The 21669-nt window shown below is 64.3% G+C and carries 21 protein-coding genes and 2 tRNA genes; 13 read left to right on the top strand and 10 right to left on the bottom strand.

Features of this window, described 5'->3' with window-relative positions:
- Positions 1-92: 92 nt before the first annotated feature.
- Positions 93-238, bottom strand: a tRNA-Met gene (locus tag DVK01_RS01435).
- 144 nt (positions 239-382) lie between these two features.
- On the opposite strand from DVK01_RS01435, the gene DVK01_RS01430 reads away from it, so the two are divergent.
- Complete coding sequence (locus tag DVK01_RS01430) at positions 383-1393, top strand: hypothetical protein (RefSeq protein WP_101350604.1); 1011 nt, start codon at positions 383-385, stop codon at positions 1391-1393.
- Between the two features lie 261 nt (positions 1394-1654).
- Here DVK01_RS01430 and DVK01_RS01425 read toward each other — a convergent pair whose 3' ends face one another.
- Entirely contained in the window at positions 1655-2044 is a 390-nt protein-coding gene (locus DVK01_RS01425) for a DUF5830 family protein (RefSeq protein WP_101350603.1), read from the bottom strand.
- Between the two features lie 51 nt (positions 2045-2095).
- Here DVK01_RS01425 and DVK01_RS01420 point away from each other — a divergent pair, with 51 nt between their 5' ends.
- Entirely contained in the window at positions 2096-2755 is a 660-nt protein-coding gene (locus DVK01_RS01420) for a TVP38/TMEM64 family protein (protein ID WP_121535138.1), read from the top strand.
- Here DVK01_RS01420 and DVK01_RS01415 read toward each other — a convergent pair.
- Entirely contained in the window at positions 2733-5309 is a 2577-nt protein-coding gene (locus DVK01_RS01415; RefSeq protein WP_121535137.1) for a PAS domain S-box protein, read from the bottom strand. The genes DVK01_RS01420 and DVK01_RS01415 overlap by 23 nt on opposite strands.
- A 46-nt stretch (positions 5310-5355) precedes the next feature.
- Positions 5356-5478 carry an HVO_2523 family zinc finger protein gene (locus DVK01_RS22760; RefSeq protein WP_004591539.1) on the bottom strand — a complete coding sequence of 41 codons (123 nt, stop codon included), beginning with the start codon at positions 5476-5478 and terminating at the stop codon, positions 5356-5358.
- Between the two features lie 105 nt (positions 5479-5583).
- On the opposite strand from DVK01_RS22760, the gene DVK01_RS01410 reads away from it, so the two are divergent.
- Together DVK01_RS01410 and DVK01_RS01405 are read left to right on the top strand one after the other, a co-directional pair.
- Positions 5584-7104, top strand: coding sequence for a sulfite oxidase (locus DVK01_RS01410; protein ID WP_101350600.1), 1521 nt, complete (start codon positions 5584-5586; stop codon positions 7102-7104).
- 43 nt (positions 7105-7147) lie between these two features.
- Positions 7148-7438: a hypothetical protein gene (locus DVK01_RS01405; RefSeq protein ID WP_101350599.1), complete on the top strand. Its 291-nt coding sequence runs from the start codon at positions 7148-7150 to the stop codon at positions 7436-7438.
- A gap of 83 nt (positions 7439-7521) precedes the next feature.
- On the opposite strand, the gene DVK01_RS01400 is transcribed toward DVK01_RS01405, so the two are convergent.
- A complete protein-coding gene (locus DVK01_RS01400; RefSeq protein ID WP_121535136.1) occupies positions 7522-10632 on the bottom strand; it encodes an adenosylcobalamin-dependent ribonucleoside-diphosphate reductase in 3111 nt (1036 codons plus the stop codon).
- A 575-nt stretch (positions 10633-11207) separates the two neighbouring features.
- Between DVK01_RS01400 and DVK01_RS01395 the strand changes: the two genes are divergently transcribed.
- From DVK01_RS01395 to DVK01_RS01385, 3 genes are all read left to right on the top strand, one after another.
- Positions 11208-11777, top strand: coding sequence for a J domain-containing protein (locus DVK01_RS01395; protein WP_101350597.1), 570 nt, complete (start codon positions 11208-11210; stop codon positions 11775-11777).
- A gap of 37 nt (positions 11778-11814) precedes the next feature.
- A complete protein-coding gene (locus DVK01_RS01390; protein ID WP_121535135.1) occupies positions 11815-12498 on the top strand; it encodes a phosphoglycolate phosphatase in 684 nt (227 codons plus the stop codon).
- A gap of 266 nt (positions 12499-12764) precedes the next feature.
- Positions 12765-14396, top strand: a complete 1632-nt coding sequence (locus DVK01_RS01385) for a GTPBP1 family GTP-binding protein (RefSeq protein ID WP_101350595.1) — start codon at positions 12765-12767, stop codon at positions 14394-14396.
- A 24-nt stretch (positions 14397-14420) separates the two neighbouring features.
- Here the strand turns inward: DVK01_RS01385 and DVK01_RS01380 are convergent, their stop codons facing one another.
- The 5 genes from DVK01_RS01380 to DVK01_RS01360 all read right to left on the bottom strand — a co-directional run bounded on the left by DVK01_RS01380 (position 14421) and on the right by DVK01_RS01360 (position 17311).
- A complete protein-coding gene (locus tag DVK01_RS01380; RefSeq protein WP_121535134.1) occupies positions 14421-14918 on the bottom strand; it encodes a hypothetical protein in 498 nt (165 codons plus the stop codon).
- A gap of 6 nt (positions 14919-14924) precedes the next feature.
- Positions 14925-15857 (bottom strand): methenyltetrahydromethanopterin cyclohydrolase, encoded by a 933-nt coding sequence (gene mch / locus DVK01_RS01375; protein ID WP_121535133.1) that lies wholly within the window; start codon positions 15855-15857, stop codon positions 14925-14927.
- 24 nt (positions 15858-15881) lie between these two features.
- Complete coding sequence (locus DVK01_RS01370) at positions 15882-16214, bottom strand: MTH1187 family thiamine-binding protein (RefSeq protein ID WP_101350592.1); 333 nt, start codon at positions 16212-16214, stop codon at positions 15882-15884.
- Positions 16215-16312: 98 nt separating this feature from the next.
- On the bottom strand, positions 16313-16960 hold the full coding sequence (locus DVK01_RS01365; protein WP_121535132.1) for an HVO_2922 family protein: 648 nt from the start codon (positions 16958-16960) through the stop codon (positions 16313-16315).
- Between the two features lie 279 nt (positions 16961-17239).
- Positions 17240-17311: transfer RNA gene (locus DVK01_RS01360), tRNA-Gly, on the bottom strand.
- A gap of 348 nt (positions 17312-17659) precedes the next feature.
- Between DVK01_RS01360 and DVK01_RS01355 the strand changes: the two genes are divergently transcribed.
- Genes DVK01_RS01355 through DVK01_RS01330 form a run of 6 tightly spaced genes read left to right on the top strand, consistent with a single transcriptional unit; the run spans position 17660 to position 21668 of the window.
- Entirely contained in the window at positions 17660-18505 is an 846-nt protein-coding gene (locus DVK01_RS01355) for a putative RNA uridine N3 methyltransferase (protein ID WP_101350590.1), read from the top strand.
- 4 nt (positions 18506-18509) lie between these two features.
- Positions 18510-19526 (top strand): 50S ribosomal protein L3, encoded by a 1017-nt coding sequence (rpl3p, locus tag DVK01_RS01350; protein WP_101350589.1) that lies wholly within the window; start codon positions 18510-18512, stop codon positions 19524-19526.
- Positions 19527-19529: 3 nt separating this feature from the next.
- The gene (gene rpl4p / locus DVK01_RS01345) at positions 19530-20270 is read left to right on the top strand and encodes a 50S ribosomal protein L4 (RefSeq protein ID WP_101350588.1); all 741 of its coding nucleotides are present in this window, start codon (positions 19530-19532) and stop codon (positions 20268-20270) included.
- Complete coding sequence (locus DVK01_RS01340) at positions 20267-20524, top strand: 50S ribosomal protein L23 (RefSeq protein WP_004591553.1); 258 nt, start codon at positions 20267-20269, stop codon at positions 20522-20524. The genes rpl4p and DVK01_RS01340 overlap by 4 nt, the downstream gene beginning before the upstream one ends.
- 2 nt (positions 20525-20526) lie before the next feature.
- Complete coding sequence (locus tag DVK01_RS01335) at positions 20527-21249, top strand: 50S ribosomal protein L2 (RefSeq protein WP_004516968.1); 723 nt, start codon at positions 20527-20529, stop codon at positions 21247-21249.
- Entirely contained in the window at positions 21246-21668 is a 423-nt protein-coding gene (locus tag DVK01_RS01330) for a 30S ribosomal protein S19 (RefSeq protein WP_101350587.1), read from the top strand. Before DVK01_RS01335 ends, DVK01_RS01330 begins: the two co-directional genes overlap by 4 nt.
- Position 21669 lies beyond the last annotated feature (1 nt).

The raw sequence follows: 21669 nt of genomic DNA, 5'->3' as shown, positions 1-21669 counted from the left end.
CTATTGCGTTATATAATTCATCGCCGCGTTGACCGGTCAGCGAGGTGTCTCTATGTCGGTTCTGCCGATGGGTATGTAAAGTTTCAGAGTAGTGCCCGGGGAGGGCTCCGAACCCTCGATCTCCGCATGGCCCAGGTCTGGGGCGTGACGAGCGCCCCGGGGTCATGACGGGTTGCACTGCCGCATGAGTCGAGAGACCCTATGAGTGCGGCGCTATGTCCAGCTAAGCCACCCGGGCGCGGGTGCATTCAGCCGTTGGCCGTTAGCCGTCTTGAAGGTTCTCATCTCCACCGGGACTGTGGCACAGTCCCACGCTGCGTGGGCGCATCGTCGCTGATACTCGACCCGCGGATTTAAGCCATCACGCAGGTATGCAGCCAGTATGGAGATACCAGACCTCGTCCAGCAGGAACTCGGGGACGAGGAGATCCGGGGCGGTGTCAACCTCGGCGACGAAGACGCGGCCTGTTTCACACCGACCCGGACGCTCGTCTACCGCGGTGAGGGTCTTCTCAGCGACGAGAAGGTCGCCAGCTATCCACACGACTTCGAACGGCTCACGGTTTCGGCCGGTCGGCGAAAGACCAAGTTCTCGCTCATCTACACTGGTGAGAAGCTTGAGCTGTCCGTTCCCGGCAACCGCAGCGACGCCGTCCTCGAACGGCTACTCGAAGGCAAGCTCGCCGTCTCGGGCGGTATTGCCCCGGACGAGAGTCTCGCCGGCGTGTTCCGGTTCAGCGAACTCACGCTGGTGGTTACCGACCGCCAGTTGCTCAAGCACATCGGTAACGTCACCTGGGATGCCGACTACGAAGCGTTCTCCTTCGACGACGTGACCGGCCTTGAGTTCGAAGAGGGCAGCGTCGCTACGGCGGTCGTGCTCTCGTTTAACGAGCGACCGGAGCGCATCAAGGCTCCGTCCGAGCAAGCACCGATGGTCCGGAAAACGCTCGAAGAGGCCCTCTTCGCGTACCACGACGTCGACTCGCTTGCCGACCTCAACACCAAAGTCGGGGCCGACCCAGACGAGAGTGCAGACGAAGGTGGCAACGGGCTCGGCCTGGAATCCGGCATCGACCCCCTTGTGAGCAATGACGAGGAGGGCAGTGATGAGTCCGAGACTGCATCTGCGAGCACCAGCACGCAGGCCGCGACCCAATCGACCAGTGAGCAGGGAACTACCGCCGAAGCCACGACCGAGACACGATCCACTGGCACAGCAGGCATAGACACCGACTCGGTCGAGCCGGACACCGCTGCAGACCCCGATATCGCTGAACTCGAAGCACAGGTCGCCGAACTGACCGCTGCTGTCGAGGCCCAGAACGAACAGCTCCAAAAGCAAGAGCGAACAATCAAACAGCTCATCAAGGAACTCCGGCAAGGCCGCTGAGTCGTCTGTTTTGACTGGGGCTGTACTTCTGAGGCCGCTTGGCTAATGAAGTCGTGGGTGCAGCCCCGACCTCGCTACCTGCAGGCCGTACCGTCCCAGTCACAGAATCAGGACCGTCCCCTAAGATTGCGATGCTCACGGCTCCTTGCGTCGCTGTTCGCATCAACGAGGGTCGCTCCCTGCGGTCGCTCCTTTGCTCGCGGGTCGTTCCTCCCCGCTCGCCTGACCGACGCCGTGGCCTCTGTCGCGGCCACCGCTCCGCTACTCCCGCCCTAACACTTTCCGAATACACGTCGACCCGAACGGGCCCAGTTCGCCACCGTCGAACTGGACGAAGTGACCCGTGTTGATAGCTGCACCACAGCGCTGACACGAGAACTCTCCTTCCCGGACGACCACGTCACTGTCGAAGTTCACGTACGACCCCTGTGACCGTGGGCGGACGACACCGTTCTCGCGTTCGATGAGGCCCCGCATCACGGCGGTATCGAGTATCTCGCGCTGGACCTGTGGGTTGGTCGTCACCGTCTCGATACGGTCGAGGGCGTCAGCGACGGACAGCTCACCGTGTTCCAGATGGGCGAGCAGTTCGACGCCGAGTTCGACCGGGTCTCGCGTCTCGGACACAACCACCGATTCAACCCCGAACAACGTAAAAGATACCACAAAGCGTTTGTCGATTGCTGCCGCTCAATTGGGTAGATGGACCGCCTCGCGAAGCGACAGCTGGTCGGGACTGCTGGGCTGGTGGGAGTCGTCGCCATTGCGACGACGCTGCTCACGCCCGAGCGGGTGGTAGCTCAGATGCTGCACCTGGCCGACCACCCTGTCTACCTCGCGGGCGTCATCGTCGGCCTGTATCTCATCCGCCCGTTCTTTGCGTGGCCCACGATGCCGCTGTCCGCGTTCGTCGGGTTCGTCCTCGGCATCAAGTACGGCTTCCCGGTCGCGCTGATGGGGGCACTCGTCACGTGCCTCATTCCCTACCGGTTCGCGCTCCGGGCTGGTGAACAGGGCGGGATGTTCGGCTGGCTGGGCGACTCCGGCCGCCGGATCATCGAGGTAACCGGCGAGATGCGGGGCGTCCTCGCAGCGCGGCTCTCACCGGTTCCCGCGGACCCCGTGTCCTATGGGGCCGGGTTCGCCCGCGTCTCGCCGCGTTCGTTCGCTGTCGGGACCTTTCTCGGAGAGATTCCGTGGGTTGCCGTCGAGGTCACTGCGGGCGCGTCGCTGCGGTCGTTGACGCTCACCGGCCTCACTATCGACGCGCTCCCGCACGTCCTGCTGTTTTCGGCGGCGCTGGCCGTGTTGGTGCTTGCGGGACCGGCCTATCGCCACGTCAACGCTCAGAACTCGTCGTGAACTCGAACCGCGCGCCACCGCTTTCGCTCTCTGTCACCGACACCGACCAGCCGTGAGCCTGCACAACCTCGGTGACGATTGCCAGCCCGAAGCCGGTCCCCGTGTCGCTCGTGGTGTAGCCGCGGCCGAACACGTCCTGTCGCTCCTCCGGCGGGATTCCGGCTCCGTCGTCGGCGACGTAGAAACCGTTGTCTGTCGTCCCGACGGAGACCGTTATCGGTGCGGCATCATCCGTCGAGGCCCCGTGTTCCACGCCGCCGTCGGTCCCTGACCGACTGCTCGTGGACCCATGTTCCACACTGTTTCGGAACAGATTCTCGAACACCGTCCGGAGCCGTGCCGCGTCGGCCTCAACCGTCGCCGTTCCGTGCTCTTCCAGCTTGGCTTCGCCTGTTTCGACATCGGCCCAGGCCTGCCCAGCGAGAGCGGTGAGATCCACCATCGCCGTCTCACCGACCGTCTCGCCCTGTCTGGCGAGGGTCAGCAGGTCGTTGATGAGGTCGTCCATCCGGTCGGCCGCGGACTCCGCCGCTTCGAGGTGCGATACGTCGCCCGACGTCCGAGCGGCCGATATCCGCCCTTTGACCACGTTCAGCGGGTTCCGGAGGTCGTGGCTCACGACGGAGGCGAACTCCGCGAGCTGTCGCTCTCTCTCTTTCCGGTCGCTGATGTCGCGGATGACGCCCGCCGTGCCGTTGAACTCTCCATCGGCTGCCGGAAGTAACGCGATGTGAATCTCGATAGGGGTGTGCTCCCCGTCCTGGTCGACGATATCGGTTTCGAAGGTCACGTTCTGCCGGGTCGGCTCGGATAGCATGGTCCGGATGAGGTCGCTACCGCGGTCGATGTCATCACCAGCCATAATCGTGGAGATGTGTTCACCGATGAGGGTATCCGGCTCGAAGCCCGTCAGTCGCTCTATCGCCTCGTTCGCGTAGGTGAACACGCCCTCGTCGTCGAGGGTGTACACCGGGTCGCCGACGGCCTCGATAATCGTCTCGTAGCGTTCGAGTTCCCGCTTGCGCTGCTTTCGATCCGTTATTTCACGCATCACACCGACCGAGCCGTCGAAGGTTCCATCCTCGTCGAACAGTGGGGCGATCCTGTCTTCGTTGATCCGAACCGTCCCGTCAGCCGATATCGTCCGCATCTCGTAGGACGCCCACGTTCGCTCGTCGTCGAGCAGGTCACGAATGAGGTCTGCCGCTTCCTCGACGTCCGCGTCGGGCATGAACCGGGCCGGATTCGAGCCGATGATTTCCGAGCGGTCGTACCCCAGATGGACGGCCATCGCCTCGTTCACCATCTCTATGGTCCCGTCCCTATCGAGGACGTACATCGGGTCTCCGACGTTTTCAACTAGCGTGCGATACTCTCTGAGTGCCCGCTCTCGACGCTTCCGCTCGGTGATATCCCGTCCGATCCCGGCAATCCCGAACGGGTCACCGCGCTCGTCCTCGATGAGCGAGCCCTTGAACTCATACTGGAGTTGCTCGCCGTTAGCCGTTTCAACACCTGCCTCGATGGTTCCGTACCCGGTCTCCAGCGTCTCCTCGAATATCCGCCACAGTTTGTCGTGGTCAGTGTCCACAATGAGCTCGTCAATTCCTATCGACGCTAATTTCTCGTTGGTGTACCCGGTCACCGACGGGACGGTGTCGTTCCATCGGACCAGGCTCCCGTCGGTAGCGACCACGTAGAACATATCGTCGATAGAGTCGATGAGCTTCTCGGTAAATGCCCGCTGATCCGCGAGTTCCCGTTCGCGCTCCTCGCGTGCGGTCACGTCGGTGATGAATCCTTCGAGGATTTCGACGCCGTCGTCGTCAGTGTCGACGACACGCCCGCGTTCCCACATCCAGCGAGTCTCACCGTCGGCCGTCTCAATCTGGTAGGAGACTTCGAACGGTTCGTCGGCGGCGATACAGGTCTGGACTGTCTCCCAGAGACGCTCTGTCTCGGAATCCTCTATGAGCGTGCCCCAAGAAACGTCGCCACTCTCGAGCGCCGCCGAACTGTAGCCGACGAGTTCCGCTGCACCGTCGCTGACGAACTCCATTGGCCAATCGGGTTCGTTCCGCGCGCGATACACCATTCCCGGAAGGTTCGAGATGAGCGTCGACAGCATCCGCTCAGACTCTTCGAGCGCGGTCTTGGCCCGTCGTTCCCCCACAGCCCGCTCGATACGGTTCGCGAGCACGGCGTACTGGTCCGTTCCGACTCCCTTCTGCAGGTATTCGGTGACGCCGGCAGAGATCGCGTCACTCGCGATTTCCTCGCTTCCCTTGCCAGTAAAGAGGATAAACGGGAGTTCCTCGTACTCCTCGCGAACGACTCTCAGAAACTCGAGTCCGTCCATGCCCGGCATGTCGTGGTCGCTGACGACACAGTCGAACGCGTGTTCAGACAGTCGCGCTAACCCGTCGGCCGCACTTCGTTCGGTACAGACAGAGATGTCGCCGTGCGTTTGCTCCAGATGGACCGCAACGAGGTCACCGAGGTCGGGGTCGTCGTCGACGTGCAGCACCGAAATCTCCTCCCCGTGACCACTCATACCACTCTTTTCATTGTTCCAAGCTAATAAACCCGTGAGCGTCTCGTCAGTAGAACGTGTCGGCGCAGTCGTACACGACCCCGTGTTCCGGACAGACGTACTTGCAGTGTCGGTGGTACATCGCCCGTTCACAGAGCGGGCAGGGCCGACCGCCGGGCTGCTCGTCCATGATTCCGTAGACCAACCCCGCTCGCTTGTGTCTTCCGGAGTTTCGGAACGGAATCTGGGTGAAATTGGAACAATCTCTTTTGCCGGGTAGACCGTCAGTGCAGCCATGACTGACGACCTTCTCGACTCTCCCGGCGGGCGGCTGCTGGTCAGTGTCGTTGCAGCCGTCGCGGGCCTGGCCGGCTCCTACGCGGTCACTGGCTACGCACCTGCGTTCATCGCCTCGCCTATCGAACGGACGCTCGCACGGTCGATGCCCGGCATCATCGTCTCGACCGCCATCTCGTCGCTTGGCAGTCTCGGCCAACAGTTGAATCTCCTGTTCGCCATCGCGCTCGCTGGGCTGTTCATCGCACTGGCGGCCAGGGCAGCCATCCTCATCGGGCAACTGGCGAATAACCGCGCCCTCCCTGTTGTCGGAACGGCTGTCGTCACCTGGGTTGTCAGCGTCGTTCTCACCGGCGAAGTCGTCCTTGCCGCTGGCCCGGCGGTCCCCGCCGCCGCCGTCGTCGGCCTTGCGCAGCTCCTTGACGGACTCAGTGGCTCGGTGTCGCCGATATCCTCGAAACGACGGCGGGCGCTCTCGACGGTCGGTGCGGCTGTCGCCGCGGCAACGGTCGGCTACACGGCTGGTAACCGGCGTTCGGTCGCCGCGACGGGTGACGACGCGCCCGTACTGAATGCGCCGGGGGCAGACCTCGACGATGTCGACGAGAAGCTCGCCGTCGCCGCGGAGTCCTCGCTTGGCTTTGGCGACATAGACCCACTGGTCAGCGAGAACTTCTACGAGGTCGATATCAACTCCATCGACCCGCAGATCTCGGCCGCGGACTGGTCGCTCTCTATCACTGGTGCCGTCGAAGAGGAGATCACGCTCGACTACGGGGACATCCTGGAGATGGACGCCGAAAACCGGTTCATCACGCTCCGCTGTGTCGGCGAGAGTCTGAACGGCTACAAGATAGACAACGCGCTATGGACCGGCGTTCCCGTCGACAGCCTGCTCGAAGAAGCCGGCGTCCAGAGCGGCTGTGAGTGTGTGATGCTCCGGGCCGAAGACGACTACTACGAGGAGTTCCCCATCGACGCGCTCCGGGGCGGGATGCTCGCCTACGGAATGAACGGGAAGATACTCCCGCGCGGCCACGGCTACCCCGTCCGGGCGCTGGTCCCCGGCCACTGGGGCGAGGTCAACGTCAAGTGGCTCTCGGAGATCGAAATTCTCGACGAGGAGGCCGACGGCTACTGGGAGAAACGCGGCTGGCAGGGGACCGGGCCGGTGAATCCGGTCGCCAAACTCCACCACGAATCGATGCTTTCCGACGGCCGGCGGCGGATCGGCGGCCCCGCCTACGCCGGCCTGCGCGGCGTCCAGCGCGTCGAGGTCTCCACCGACGGCGGCGAGACGTGGGCGGACGCAACGCTCTCGGACCAACTGCCGGCCGCCAGCGGCGACGGCCCCGCCGAGGACGCATGGCGACAGTGGGAACATACCTATGACCCGCCGTCCGGCGGCCACACCGTCGTCGTCCGGATGGTCGACCAACGCGGCGAGGTACAGCCCGAGGAGGAGACTGACTCCTATCCCAGCGGTGCCTCGGGCTGGGTGTCGAAGCAGTACTCGTAATGCAAAGCGAGCGGCACATACCGCTGTAGTCGCTATCGTGTGTATGGACGAGACGATTGCCGGCGAGGTCATTCACGTCGTCCCGCCGGCCGATCACGAGGACTACGACTTCGAACCTGAGATGGCGTCGCTCGCCGAATCGCGCTACGTTATCGTCTGCCGGAAGGGTGGGACGCCGTCGTGGCTCGAACGGATTGCAGCCTTTCTTCGCCGCCAGCCCATCGAACCAGTCACGCTCGTCGCAGATTCGGCGGCTGAAGAAGGGACAGAAATCACCGCAGCCGTCGAGGAAACGACGATTACCGGCGTGTACGACGTGACCGAGTTCCGGTAGCCGGTCCTCGGCGAGTCAGCGAACGTGAAAAGAACGGGCTTCAAGCGCGGCGAATGACAGAGCCGCCTCTCAGGCTGAGACGGTCAGCACTCGGACCAGCCACAGGACTCGCAGGTCTTGCAACCCTCTGAGTAGTACAGCGACAGCGAGCCACAGTCAGGACATTCCGGGCTCTCGCCGGCGTCGATGATGTCCTGCTGGTCGCCGCTCGTGTCGGCTGCGGCGGCCGCACCGCCGTCGGTCTGGGTCTGTGTGGCGGGTTCGGTCTCGCCTTCGGCCTTCTCGGCCGTCTCCTCCAGCGTGGTCTGGTCGGGATAGGCCTTGTCGACGTCGCCGTCGAGGTAGCGACGCAGGGCGGTGCCGATGGCGTCCGGGATAGACTGTATCTGCTCGCCCTTGTCCCAGGCGACCTTCGGCGACCGGATGCCCTGCAGTTCGTCGGCGATTTCCTCGGGGTCGACGCCCGAGCGCAGCGCCGTCGAAATGGTCTTTGCCAGCGCCTCGGTGAAGGAGGCGGTGAAGCCGCCGGAGTTGCCGATGTTGGCGAACAGCTCGAACGGCCGGTCGGCCTCGGGGTCCTCGTTGATGTTGACGTAGAGCTTTCCGTAGCCGGTGTCGATGCGCTGGGTGACGCCATGGAGCACGTCCGGCCGGGTCTGCTTCTTGGCGAACTCGGCGTCGGTGTCGCCGTCGGCGACACTCAGGATTTCCTCGACGGAGTCGTCGAGGGCGGCCTGAACAGCCTCGTCTTCGAGGAAGCCCTCGATGCCGCCGAAGACCTCCTCTATCTGGGCAACGACCTCCTCGGCGTCCATGTCCGAGAACTCCGTGTTCTGGGCGCGCGTTGTCAGCACCTGCTTGCTGCGGGTGCCGTCGCGGTAGTAGGTGACGCCCTTGCCGCCGTGGTCGTAGATGTACTCGAACACTTCGGCTGCGTCCTCGGTCGTGGAGTCGTTCGGGGCGTTGACCGTCTTCGAGATGGCGGAGTCGACGCCCTCCTGACAGGCCACCTGGATACCCGCGTGCTGCTTCGCCGAGAGGTCGCCAGTCGTGACGAACAGCTCGCCGATGGCGTCGGGCACAGTCGTCAGCCCGTCGACGCCGTCGAACTCGTTGTTGGCCATCTGCTCTTGGGCCTCCTGCTTGACGGCCTCGACGTCGATGTCGTTGTCCTCCAGTGCGCGGAGGAAGTAGTCGTCGAACTCCACGAGCATCTCGTCGCCCTGCACGTCGTCGGAGACGTTCTTGTAGTAGGCGACGTTGTAGATCGGCTCACAGCCACCGGTGGTGTTGCCGATCATCGAGGTCGTCCCGGTCGGGGCGATGGTCGTGGTGTTGTGGTTGCGGATCGGGTAGCCGTCCGCCCAATCCTCGGCGTCCTCGCCGGTCTGTTTCTCGAACCAGTCGGGGTAGTCCGTCGGGTTCGCGTACTTAGAGTTGTCCCACTCCTCGAAGGTGCCGCGCTCGGTCGCAAGCTCGTGGCTCGCAGCCTTGGACCCGTGGTTGATGTGGCGCATCGTCTGGCGGGCGATCTCGTTTGCCTCCTCGGTCCCGTAGGCGACGCCGAGCTGGATGTACAGCTGTGCGAGGCCCATGATACCGAGGCCAATCTTGCGCATCTCCCGGACCTTCTGCTCGATCTTCTCGACCGGGAAGTCGGACATCGTAACGACGTTTTCGAGGAAGCGGGTGCCGAGTTCGATGCGTCGGTCGAACTCGTCCCAGTCGATCGCTTCCTCGAGGAACGCGTCGATAGCCGCTTCAATCGAGTCGTATTCGTCAGCGTGACGGTCCGACCAGACGCGCCAGTCCGGCGCGTCCGTGGCAGCCAGCGTCGAGAGGTTGATGTGCCCGAGGTTGCAGGCCTCGTACTCTTCGAGGGGCTGTTCGCCACACGGGTTCGTGGCGAGAATCTCGTGGTCGGGGTGTTCCTCGACGTCGAAGGAGTGTTGCTTGTTCACCCGTTCGAGATAGATGACACCGGGCTCGCCGTTCTCGTGAGCGCCCTCGACGATGTCGTCCCAGAGCTCCTCGGCCGGAATCGAGAGCTCCTCGCCGACCTCGACGTGCTCGCCGAGGCCGAACATGTCGTACAGTTCTTTCGTCTCTTCGGTGACGATGTGAGGCTCGCCGGTCCGCGGGTTGGTGAAGGTGAATTCTTCGCCGGCTTTCAGCGCCTCCATGAAGTCGTCAGTGACCCCGACGGAGATGTTGAAGTTCGAGAGGTGGCCCTCGACGGCGTTGCGGAGGTGCTTTGGCACCTTTCCGTCGTCGTCAATGAGTTCCCGTGCTTCTTCCAGGGCCTCGGCAAAGGAGTTGTGCGTGAAGTCGTCCGGGTCGTTCAGGCGAAGCGTCTCGGCCAGCGAGACGTCCTTGTTCTTGGCGTGGATGAACTGGATGACATCCGGGTGGGAGACGCGCATGACGCCCATCTGTGCGCCGCGGCGAGCCCCGCCCTGCGCGATGGTCTCGCACATCTGGTCGTAGGTCCGCATGAACGTGATGGGGCCGGACGCGATGCCGCCGGTGGAGCCGACGGGGTCGCCGTACGGGCGGAGCTTCCAGAACGCATAGCCCATGCCACCGCCGGACTGGAAGACCTGTGCGGCCTCCTTGGCGGTCTGGTGGATGTCGTCGATGTCGTCAGCTGGTGAGTCGACGAAACAGGCGGAGAGCTGCTGGAGTTCGTCGCCGGCGTTCATCAGCGTCGGCGAGTTCGGCATAAAGGAAAGCTGTTCCATCTGCTCCTGGAAGGCGTCGGCGGTTGCTTTGACATGCTCGCGGACGCCCTCGGGCAGTTCCGGCACAATCGTCTCGTAAGCGAACTTGTTGACGTTGTAAACAGAGAGTTCGGTCTCGACATCGTCGTCGACCGACGTGCCCTTGCCGAACACCTCGTCGGCGAGCTCGTCGCGGCGCGGGTGGTCGGGCTTCAACTGGTCCGGCGAGACGTATACGTCGATGTCTTGCTTGTTGGCCTCGAACACTGCTTCGGCGAGCGCGATGTTCTTGGCGACGCGGTCGAAGAGGTCTTCGGGTTCCTCGATGAGGTCACCGTTGGCATCCTTCCGGAGGTAGCGAGCCGGGAGAATGTTGTGGTAGGCGTTGCCTGTGAGTCGCTCTTCGATCGTGTCACCGTCGGTACGTTTGATCGGGAGCGTGATCTCGTCGGCGGAAAGGTCGCTGTTACTCATCGCCCGCTCCTCCTCCCGACAGCGGCCGTCTGTCGGTCGATACCCCTCGTCGTAGCTACCCGTGATCCTGTCATTTCTGGCGGCGAATACGTATTCATCGATAGCGTTTAATCCTTCTTGTCTGCGATTCGGTGGCGGCCGTAGCAAGCTCCGGAGTCGCGGCTACGGTGCTCGACGAACTGTGCTGGTGACGCGTGAAACGATAGCCGCGTACAACGGAATAGATGCCGTCGATTCTTCTTAATACTGTCTAGACCGAGGTGAAAGTGAAAACCCGTCCTCGTGAACCACCAGACGTGACCGAGATATCCAGTAGAAACAGGCGGGGGGTTTGCGCGTTGTGACAGCCGCTCACTAACGGTACGTGGGGAGGTTATAAGACTGTGTTAGGCCCTCCGCCCTAGTGCGGTTTTGCCAAATCAGTCCTGTCAGTCCGTGCGGTTGTCGATATCGCGTGCATGTTCGCTGTTTTGCTCTTGGTTCTTCTGGAACGTGTCCGCTATAGAGTCCGAGAGCGAACTGATTGACAGGCGAGAGGCGGGACGCTTACAGGTCTGTGGACCGAAGAAGAACGCGTGCAGTACGATGGGCTCACCAAGGGAATCGCAGTGGTGTTTGGAGGCCTGACAGTCGTCCTGACGGCGGTGGGCCTCGTAATCAATCCTGCGGTGCTCTTTCTGGCGCTCATGTTCGGGGTGTCGACGTATTTCATGTACTACCACCTCAGCGGGAAAATGGCGGCAAGCCTCTACGAACGGGTTGAGCGACAGGCGGCACAGAACACGGGGAACGCCCGTCGCGGCGGGTTCGGAGCCGGGCCACGAGAGGAGTGGGAACCACCGCGAGACGGTCGTCGAGCACGCCGCTCACAGGCGAGTCAGGGTGGCCAGCGTCGCCGCCAGCGACGCCAGCGCCAACGACGCCAGACAGCGGGCGGCCGGCAGCGCCGACAGCGCGTTCAGTCGTCGGGACCGAGTCCGGCGGAGGCCTACCGACGGCTGGGCCTCGACCCGGATGCCGACCAGAGTTCCATCAAGCGGGCCTACCGGGAGAAAGTCAAAGAGGTCCATCCCGACACCGACAGCGGGAGTGAACGGGAATTCAAGCAGGTGCAGGCAGCCTACGAGACGCTGACCGACGACTGACCGCAATTTCCATAAGCGGTGCTCCGAACCGGAACGTATGGACACCGACACGCCGCCCCTCATTGTCGACATCGACGGGACACTGACCGACGAGAACCGCGCAATCGACCCCCACGTCATGCCAGTCCTCCGCGAGTGGCCTGCACGCGTCGTCATCGCCACCGGTAAGGCAATGCCGTTCCCGATTGCCCTCTGTGAGTTTCTGGGTATCGAGCGGACAGTCGTCGCCGAGAACGGCGGCGTCGTGTTCGTCGAAGCGAGCGACGAACTCAGGCTGGAAGGCGACCACGAGGCGGCGTTAGCGGTCGGCGAGGCCTACCGCGATCTGGGCCACGACCTCGGTTTCGGGCAGGTCGATCTGGCAAACCGATGGCGCGAGACGGAACTCGTCGTGTCGCGCGATCGGCCGCTTGAACCACTGGAGGAACTGGCTTCGGCGCGCGGGCTCGTCGTCCTCGACACCGGCTTCGCCTACCACGTGACGGACCCGGTCGTCGACAAGGGGACCGGTCTTGAAGCGGTGTGTGCAGAACTGGGCTTGGAGCCGGCCGAGTTTCTGGCGGTCGGCGACTCGGTAAACGACGCCCAGATGTTCGACCTGGCCGGCGAGGCTGTTGCTGTTGCTAATGCCGATGAGACGGCACTCGAACGGGCCGACCGAGTGACCAGCGGGAGCTACGGCGACGGCTTTCTCGAAGCGGTCGCGCCATACCGGGAGTGACGGTCGCATGACCGACGGTCTGACCAGTCCCTGTCCGAATGGGCAAGCAGGTGACGCCATCGACACCAGCTAGCACACGGAGCGGCGTCACGCAACCGCGAACCCCGCGTGGCGGCTCAGTTCATGGCCCGTGCTGGCCGCGTCCTTGCGTATAAATATCCGTCCGAGCGCTACTGTGAGAGATACACTCAGCCACCGGATTCAGGAGGGCTCTAGAGCCGTAAATCCGGGGAAGGCTTATGTCTGCCCCACGGTAACGAGGGGATATGAGCCCCGACCGGGCTGTCCTCCGGCGTGCGCTTGACCGCGGCGAGCGTGAGGGCGGCAGCGTCGAGTTCAAAGAACGGCTCACCGAGAACCTCCACCTGTCCGAGGGGCGACTCGAATCTCTCGCGGCGCAGCTGCGCCACCGCGTTCTCTCCGGGGATGGGGAGGCGACGTACGTCGTCGGGGTCACCGACGACGGTGGTCTCGCAGGCATCTCGCCGGCGGAGTTTTCCGAGTCGATGGACGTACTCAGCCTGCTGGCAGAAGAGGCCGGCGCACACATCGAGGATGTCAAAACATGGGGCGTCGATGGCATCTCGGACGACGGGTCGACCGACACGGACGGCATCGTGGGTGTGGCAACGGTCTCCGAGGGGTCGGTCCTCGCGGACGACGACCACATCGTCGTCGGAACTGCTGGGCACGTCGACCACGGCAAATCCACGCTCGTGGGGTCGCTGGTCACCGGTGACGCCGACGACGGCGAAGGCGGGACCCGCGGTTTTCTGGATGTCCAGCCTCACGAAGTCGAGCGGGGACTGTCGGCGGACCTCTCCTACGGCGTCTACGGCTTCGACGACGACGGAGAGCCGATCCGCATGGACAACCCACATCGGAAGGACGACCGCGCTCGCGTCGTTGAGGAGTCTGACCGACTGGTCTCTTTCGTCGACACTGTCGGTCACGAGCCGTGGCTTCGGACGACGATTCGCGGCCTCGTCGGCCAGAAACTCGACTACGGCCTCCTGACCGTCGCGGCCGACGACGGGGTGACAGAGACGACGCGAGAACACCTCGGTATCCTGCTGGCGACGGACCTCCCGACGATTGTCGCCATTACCAAAACCGACCTCGTCGAGCAAGAGCGGGTCGCCGAGGTCGAACGCGCCGTCGAGCAGGCACTGCGAGAGGTCGACAAGACGCCGCTCCGGGTCGAGCGCCACGGCGTGGACACGGCTATAAACGAGATCTCCGAGACCGTCGTGCCGGTAATCACCACCAGCGCCGTCACCAAGGAGGGGCTGGACGACCTTGACGAGATGTTCGAGGCGCTGCCCAAAACCGCCGGCGAAGTGGGCGACTTCCGGATGTACGTCGACCGGACGTACAACGTCCAGGGCGTCGGCGCGGTCGCCTCGGGTACCATCAAGTCCGGCGCGGTCGAGGCGGGCGACGAACTGCTTCTCGGACCGATGCAGGACGGGAGCTTCCGCGAGGTCGAGGTCCGCTCCATCGAGATGCACTACCACCGGGTCGACGAGGCCAAGGCTGGCCGCATCGTCGGCATTGCGCTGAAGGGCGTCCGCGAGGCAGACATCGAGCGTGGGATGGTCCTGCTCCCGAGCGACGCAGACCCGTCGCCGGTCCGCGAGTTCGAGGCCGAGGTGATGGTGTTGAACCACCCGACCCGCATCGGTGACGGCTACGAACCCGTAGTCCACCTCGAAACGGTCAGCGAGGCCGCAGCCTTCTATCCGGACGGCGGGCAGTTGCTCCCGGGCGACGCCGGCAAGGCCCGGATCAGTTTTAAGTTCCGCTCCTATCTTATCGAGGAGGGCCAGAAGTTCGTCTTCCGCGAGGGCAGTTCGAAGGGTGTGGGCACCGTCACCGACACCGACCCGGCAGAGTAGCGCCCCGCCGTCTCTATCGTCCTCTCACCGGTCTGCGCTGTCTCCGGTCAGTAACCTGTAGTCGTCATCCGCTCTTTCTGCGAGACCAAACAGCACGGCCCAATCCAACAGACTCGTCGTCCGCTCTCGCCAGACGGCCTCCCAATCGGTGTGCCGCTCGCGCTCCCAGCGAGGAATCTCAGCCCGAAGCGCCTCGAACGCAGCATCGGCATCTACGCCCTCTGAATCGAGAGCAGCGAGGAGCACGTCGACACCGAAAACCGCTTCTTCGAAGGCTGTCGCAAGGGCCGCCCGGTCGGGATCAGTCCTCGTCCGGTAGTAACCTCGTTCGCTCTCGGCGACCAGTCCCAGTGCCTGCAGGAACACCAGGTACTCCTGTGCCGTTTCGCGGTCGGATACGTCGGTTCCTGTCTGTATCGCTCGACAGCAGTCGGCCTCGCTGTCGGGGACCAGCGGAATCGCCTTTCTCGCCGTGTCCAGAAACGAACGCGATCGGGCCGGCGGCGCGACCTTGTAGCGCATACCCGATTACAGGCCGAAGCTCTCGGCTAACACGTTCTCGCTCGTCTCACCGACGACGTGCGTGTCGCCGCCGACAACGTCGATGGTGACGGCAGCTGGGCCAAACAGTTCGACGGGAAGCTCCGCGAAGTCCCAGTCCACGTCCTCGAAGACGCCCTCCAGTGGCTCGCCGTACTCCCTGGCGGCGACGGAGGGGACCTCGTCGAAGCGGTCGAAGGACTCGTCGACGGTGAGATGCACCTCGCTGCCGTAGGCGAGTGCGTCTGTGGTCCGAGCCATCGCGGTCGCCTCGTTACTGGCGACCGGCGCGACCGGCGCGCGGCCGCTGGCCGACAGCACCGACACCGGATCGAAGCCAAGCTCGGCCAGCCGGAAGACGGCCAGCTCGGCGGCCCGCGCCGCGGCGACAACGCTCCCGGTCACGCTCGCTGTCGCAAACGACGGCAGGAACACGCCGGTCTCGGGGACGCCGGTGCGCTCGGCGACCTGGCTCGCAACGTCCTCGTCCGGCAGTTCGTCGGTCTCAAGGGCCAGCACAGCGAAGTCGGCGTCCTCCCGGTAGCCGATACGCTGGAACGCCTCCTCTTCGGCGACCAGCGCGCGTGCCGGGCCGCTCCCGAGCGCCTCGAAGCCGTCGACGGCCAGTTCCCAGCCGCCCTTCTGCGAGCACAGCAGGGCCAGTGCCGGGTGGTCTGTCGACAGCTCGACGTGGTTCAACGGTGCGCCGCCAACGGTGTCCATCGTGGACTGGACCGTCGCCAGCCCGGCTGTCTGAATTTCCGCGAGCAACATGCCAGCTTCGACAGCACCGGGAACCTCGACGCCGAAGTCCAGCACCGCGGCGTCGCCTTCCAGTGCGTGTACGTCTATCGTGAGCTCATCGGCAAAGTCGATGGCCTCGTCGACGAGTTCCGTGGCCATCCGATTGAGACTGTCCATACGCCGTCTTTGGTACCCTTCCCTTTAGTCTCCGCCTTCGGCCGCGTCGCTTCTGGCCGCCCGACCCAGGTGCTCCTCGACGGCGTCGACCTTGTCCCGCGCCTGCTGGTCGACAGTCCGCTTGTCGTCGATCTTCAGGAACGTGCTCACGCGGTCGGTCTGCTCGCCGACGGCCTCGTGAGCCGCGTGGGTGGCCGCGAACAGTTCCTCGCTGTCCTCCGCTTCGATGATAGTCCCCATCGGCGTCGTCTCGTAGTCGACGTCGAACGCCTCCAGCGCCGCGACGGCGTCGGCGACGTACGAGGACATGCTGCCTTCGATGACCGGTGCGACCGAGAGAAACCCTATGCAGGTCATATCAGTCTCCACGCGCGCCCGCGACCTAACCGCTGTGGTGCTCGCGTGCTGCTATCGCTGTCGGACTGGAGTAACGAAGCCGCCGCTGTTCGGAACGGTTACTCGCCTTCTTCGACTGGTGCGCCGCGCGCGTTCGTCTTCACGCTCTGGAGCCCCTGTTTCGCCTTCTGCTTCGATGCGTACCCCTGTCCGCAGTCGGCGATTATCTCACCGTTGTCGTGGCGGAGCCGCCAGCGGGCCTTGTCCCCGCTGTCTTTGAACAGTTCGAACGTCGCCTTGCTCCCGCCGTCGTCGGGGGCGGTCTCGTCCTTGGATTTGTCGACGACATACGCGCCGGGGGCGTTGTTCTTGACGCTCTCGAGCCCTTGCTTTGCCTTCTGCTTCGAGGCATAGCCCTCGCCGCTGTCGGCGATGATGTTCCCGTTGTCGTGGCGGAGCCGCCAGCGGTACTGCTCGGCGTTGTCCTCGTACACCTCGAACGTGGCCTTGCTCGCGACGACCTCGGTCTCGACCTCGCCGTCCGCTTCCTCCCATTCCATCTCGATTTCGAGGGTGACGGTGCCGTCCTCGCGTTCGACCCCGACCTCGAAGTCGGACTCAGCCGGTGGGTCGACAGTCACAGTCTGTTCCTCGTCGGCCGGCACTGGCTCGCCGCGGCTGAGCCTGTTTGCCAACCGCCGGAAGTACGACGCGATTCCCCTTCGACTCCGTGTTTCCTGTGACTCGTGGACGGTCTCGTCTGTCATGCAACCACACTGTCGACGGGAAAACGGATAACGCTGCCCCCCGATTCGTCAGCCGACGGTGCTGTCTGTCGCAGAAGCACGTCATCAAAACGTCAGGAGCCGACGCGCCTCGTTACGCTCGTCGGTTGGCGTCAGCAGAAATGCGCTGGCTGGGATTTGAACCGGACCGAGAAATGCTCGCTCACGCTGTTCGCTGTGCGTTCCTCGTAGGGCTCAAATCCAGGGCGATTTCGCCTCGCGACGCGACTCGCTACGCTCGTCGGTTGGCGTCAGCAGAAATGCGCTGGCTGGGATTTGAACCCAGGTTGTGACCATGGCAAGGTCACGTGATACCAACTACACTACCAGCGCGTACTTCGTTCGCCCTGACCTTCGCGGCCGTCGGCCGCTCGGTACCAGCGCGCAACGCCTCGTTGCAATCAAATCTGGCGAGGGTGAGAGTAAAAAGCCTTCCGTTTTCCGGGGAAAACCATGGGAAGTGAGGGCAATCATCTCCCCGGCTGAGCGCCGGATCATGTGATGGCGTCACGAGACATAGACTTTCGGAAGCGGCAATACAGTGAGCCGTTGCATCGGCCCCGAACCGGCATGACGGACCATGTGAACGCGACGCATCGCGAACGCGAAACGGGGGCTTTTTAAGCCCTGGAAAGGGAGATATCGGCACAGTCTAGTGGCGCGACGTGGAAGCGTCACGGCATGACGACCAGCGTACTCGTGCCGTCTTCCCTCGCACGGGAAGCCGAGGACAGACGCGAGGCAACTCGCAAGCTCGGTTACGTGGCCCGCGCGGCTGCGGTCTACCGGGTTGATCGGCTGACAGTGTATCCCGACCCTGACGGGGCGGGCAAGTGGGAAGACGGGTTCGTCGAAACCGTGCTGCGGTACGCCGCGACGCCCCCACACCTCCGAAAGGAGATGTGGGGTAAGCGGGACGAACTGGAGTGCGTCGGCGTCCTGCCGCCGCTCCGCGTGCGTTCACAGACCGGCTCCGGATCTGAGGGTTCGGGGTCGTTAAGACAGGGAATCGTGACCGAGGTCGGAGCTGATGGGCGCGTCCGGGTCAATTGCGGCATGCAACACCCGATCTCCCTGCCCGTCCCAGCGGATATGGACGTGGCACAGGGGGAGCGCGTGACCGTCAGGGTCTCTTCGCGACGGCCGGTCCGGGCGAAACTCGTCGACGCCCCTACAACGGGATTCGACGTTGTCGCCGCGGACCTCGATGCGGCACTCTCGCGCGACGATGCCGGGCTCACTATCGCGTCCTCGCGATACGGCGAGCCGGTAACGTCGACCCGTCTCGGCCAGCTGGCCGAGCGGCGCGACGCCGAGGGCGGCATGACTGTCGCCTTCGGGGCACCCGAGCGCGGGTTACCGTCGATACTCGACGTTGCCCCGGACGCCGTCGGGGGAGACCAGACGAGCGACGAACCAGAAGGGTTCGACCTCTGGCTGAATACGGTTCCGAACCAGGGCAGTGAGGTCGTGCGGACGGAGGAAGCTCTGTTCGCCTCCCTCACCTGTCTAACCCTCACGGAGTAAACGAATGCCACAACCAAGCAGACCACGCAAAGGCTCAATGGGCTTTGGCCCGCGCAAGCGCTCGACGAGCGAGACACCTCGCTTCAACAGCTGGCCGTCCGACGACGGCCAGCCGGGCGTCCAGGGGTTCGCCGGCTACAAGGCAGGCATGACACACGTCGTGCTCGTCAACGACGAACCCAACTCCCCCCGCGAGGGGATGGAGGAGACTGTCCCGGTGACAGTCATCGAGACGCCGCCGATGCGCGCCGTCGCCCTGCGAGCGTACGAAGACACGCCGTACGGTCAGCGTCCGCTGACGGAAGTCTGGACCGACGAGTTCCACTCGGAGCTCGACCGGACCCTGGACGTTCCGGAGGACCACGACCCGGACGCTGCTGAGGAACAGGTACGTGACGCACTCGAGGCCGGTGACCTCGGGGACGTGCGAGTTATTACGCACACCGTCCCCGACGCCGTCCCGAGCGTCCCGAAGAAAAAGCCCGACGTGATGGAGACTCGCGTCGGCGGTGGGTCCGTTTCGGACCGCCTCGACCACGCCCTCGACCTCGTCGAGGACGGTGGCGAACACGCCATGAACGACATCTTCCGCGCCGGCGAGTACGCCGACGTGGCCGGTGTCACGAAAGGCAAGGGGACGCAGGGTCCCGTCAAGCGGTGGGGCGTCCAGAAGCGGAAGGGCAAGCACGCCCGCCAGGGATGGCGCCGACGGATCGGCAACCTCGGTCCGTGGAACCCGTCCCGCGTGCGCTCGACGGTCCCCCAGCAGGGGCAGACCGGCTACCACCAGCGCACCGAGCTCAACAAGCGTCTCATCGACATCGGCGAGGGCGACGAGCCCACCGTCGATGGCGGCTTCGTCAACTACGGCGAGGTCGATGGGTCGTACACGCTCGTGAAAGGCTCCGTGCCCGGTCCGGACAAGCGCCTGGTGCGCTTCCGGCCCGCAGTGCGTCCGAACGACCAGCCGCGCCTCGACCCCGAGGTGCGCTACGTCTCCAACGAATCGAACCAGGGATAACCTATGCAGGCAACAATCTACGACCTGGACGGCAACACAGACGGCGAGGTCGACCTGCCGGACGTCTTCGAGACGCCGGTTCGGACCGACCTCATCGGCAAGGCTGTACGTGCCGCACAGGCCAACCGGAAGCAGGACTACGGGTCCGACGAGTACGCCGGCCTCCGAACGCCGGCCGAGTCCTTCGGTAGCGGCCGCGGGCAGGCACACGTCCCGAAGCAGGACGGCCGTGCCCGCCGCGTCCCGCAGGCGGTCAAGGGGCGACGCGCCCACCCGCCGAAAGCCGAGAAGGACCGCTCGCTCGACCTCAACGACAAGGAACGGCAGCTGGCCGTTCGCTCGGCGCTGGCCGCGACGGCCGACGCCGACCTCGTCGCCGACCGTGGCCACGAGTTCGACCGTGACGAAGTCCCCGTCGTCGTCTCCGACGACTTCGAGGACCTCGTCAAGACGCAGGAAGTCGTCTCGCTGCTGGAGGCGCTCGACGTCCACGCGGACATCGACCGCGCCGACGAGACGAAGATCAAGGCTGGACAGGGGTCGGCCCGCGGACGGAAGTACCGTCGTCCCGCCTCGATTCTCTTCGTGACCAGCGACGAGCCGTCGACGGCCGCCCGCAACCTCGCGGGAGCCGACGTGGCGACCGCAAGCGAGGTCAACACGGAAGACCTCGCGCCCGGCGGCGCACCCGGTCGACTCACCGTCTTCACGGAATCCGCACTCGCGGAGGTGGCCGAGCGATGAGCTGGGATGTCATCAAACACCCACACGTCACTGAGAAGGCCATGAACGACATGGACTTCCAGAACAAGCTCCAGTTCGCCGTCGACGACCGCGCCTCCAAGGGCGAGGTCGCCGACGCCGTCGAGGAGCAGTACGACGTGACAGTCGAACAGGTCAACACGCAGAACACGATGGACGGCGAGAAGAAGGCCGTCGTTCGCCTCTCCGAGGACGACGACGCCCAGGAAGTCGCCTCCAGAATTGGGGTGTTCTAACGATGGGACGACGAATCCAAGGACAACGGCGCGGCCGCGGGACCTCTACGTTCCGTGCGCCGTCGCACCGTTACAAGGCTGATCTGGAGCACCGCAAGGTCGAGGACGGCGACGTCGTCGCCGGCACAGTCGTCGACATCGAGCACGACCCGGCCCGCTCGGCCCCGGTCGCCGCCGTCGAGTTCGAAGACGGCGACCGACGGCTCATCCTCGCGCCGGAAGGCGTCGGGGTTGGCGACGAGCTACAGGTCGGCGTCAGCGCCGAAATCGCACCCGGGAACACGCTCCCGCTGGCGGAAATCCCAGAGGGGGTCCCGGTGTGCAACGTCGAATCCAGCCCCGGTGACGGTGGGAAGTTCGCCCGCGCGTCGGGTGTCAACGCCCAGCTGCTCACCCACGACCGCAACGTCGCGGTCGTCAAGCTCCCCTCCGGGGAGATGAAGCGGCTTGACCCGCAGTGTCGTGCCACCATCGGCGTCGTCGCCGGTGGCGGCCGAACTGACAAGCCGTTCGTCAAGGCTGGCAACAAGCATCACAAGATGAAAGCGCGAGGGACGAAGTGGCCCAACGTCCGCGGTGTTGCGATGAACGCTGTCGATCACCCGTTCGGTGGTGGCGGCCGCCAGCACCCCGGCAAGCCCAAGTCCATCTCGCGGAACGCCCCGCCTGGCCGTAAGGTCGGGGACATCGCCTCGAAGCGAACTGGTCGAGGTGGCAACGAATGAGTTCAGAGTATCAAATCGGCCACGAAGGAGAGTTCTCCTTCCGCGGCCACACGCTCGACGAGCTGCAGGAGATGGAGCTCGAGGAAGTCGCGGAACTGCTCCCCGCTCGACAGCGGCGAAGTATCGTACGCGGCCTGACCGAGGAGAAACACAAGCTCCTCGACAAGGCCCGCGCGGCCGGCGAAGAGGAGACAGCCAACGACCCGATCCGGACGCACCTGCGCGACATGCCGGTGCTCCCGGAGATGGTCGGGCTGACCTTCGCCGTCCACGACGGCCAGAACTTCGAGCGTGTCAAAGTCGAGCCCGAGATGCTCGGCCACTACCTCGGTGAGTTCCAGCTCACCCGGAGTAGCGTCGAACACGGTCAGGCCGGTATCGGAGCGACACGCTCCTCGAAGTTCGTACCGCTCAAATAAT

Source organism: Haloarcula sp. Atlit-120R (assembly GCF_003665885.1).
Lineage (GTDB): Archaea > Halobacteriota > Halobacteria > Halobacteriales > Haloarculaceae > Haloarcula > Haloarcula taiwanensis.
This window is presented reverse-complemented; position numbering and strand designations above follow the sequence as displayed.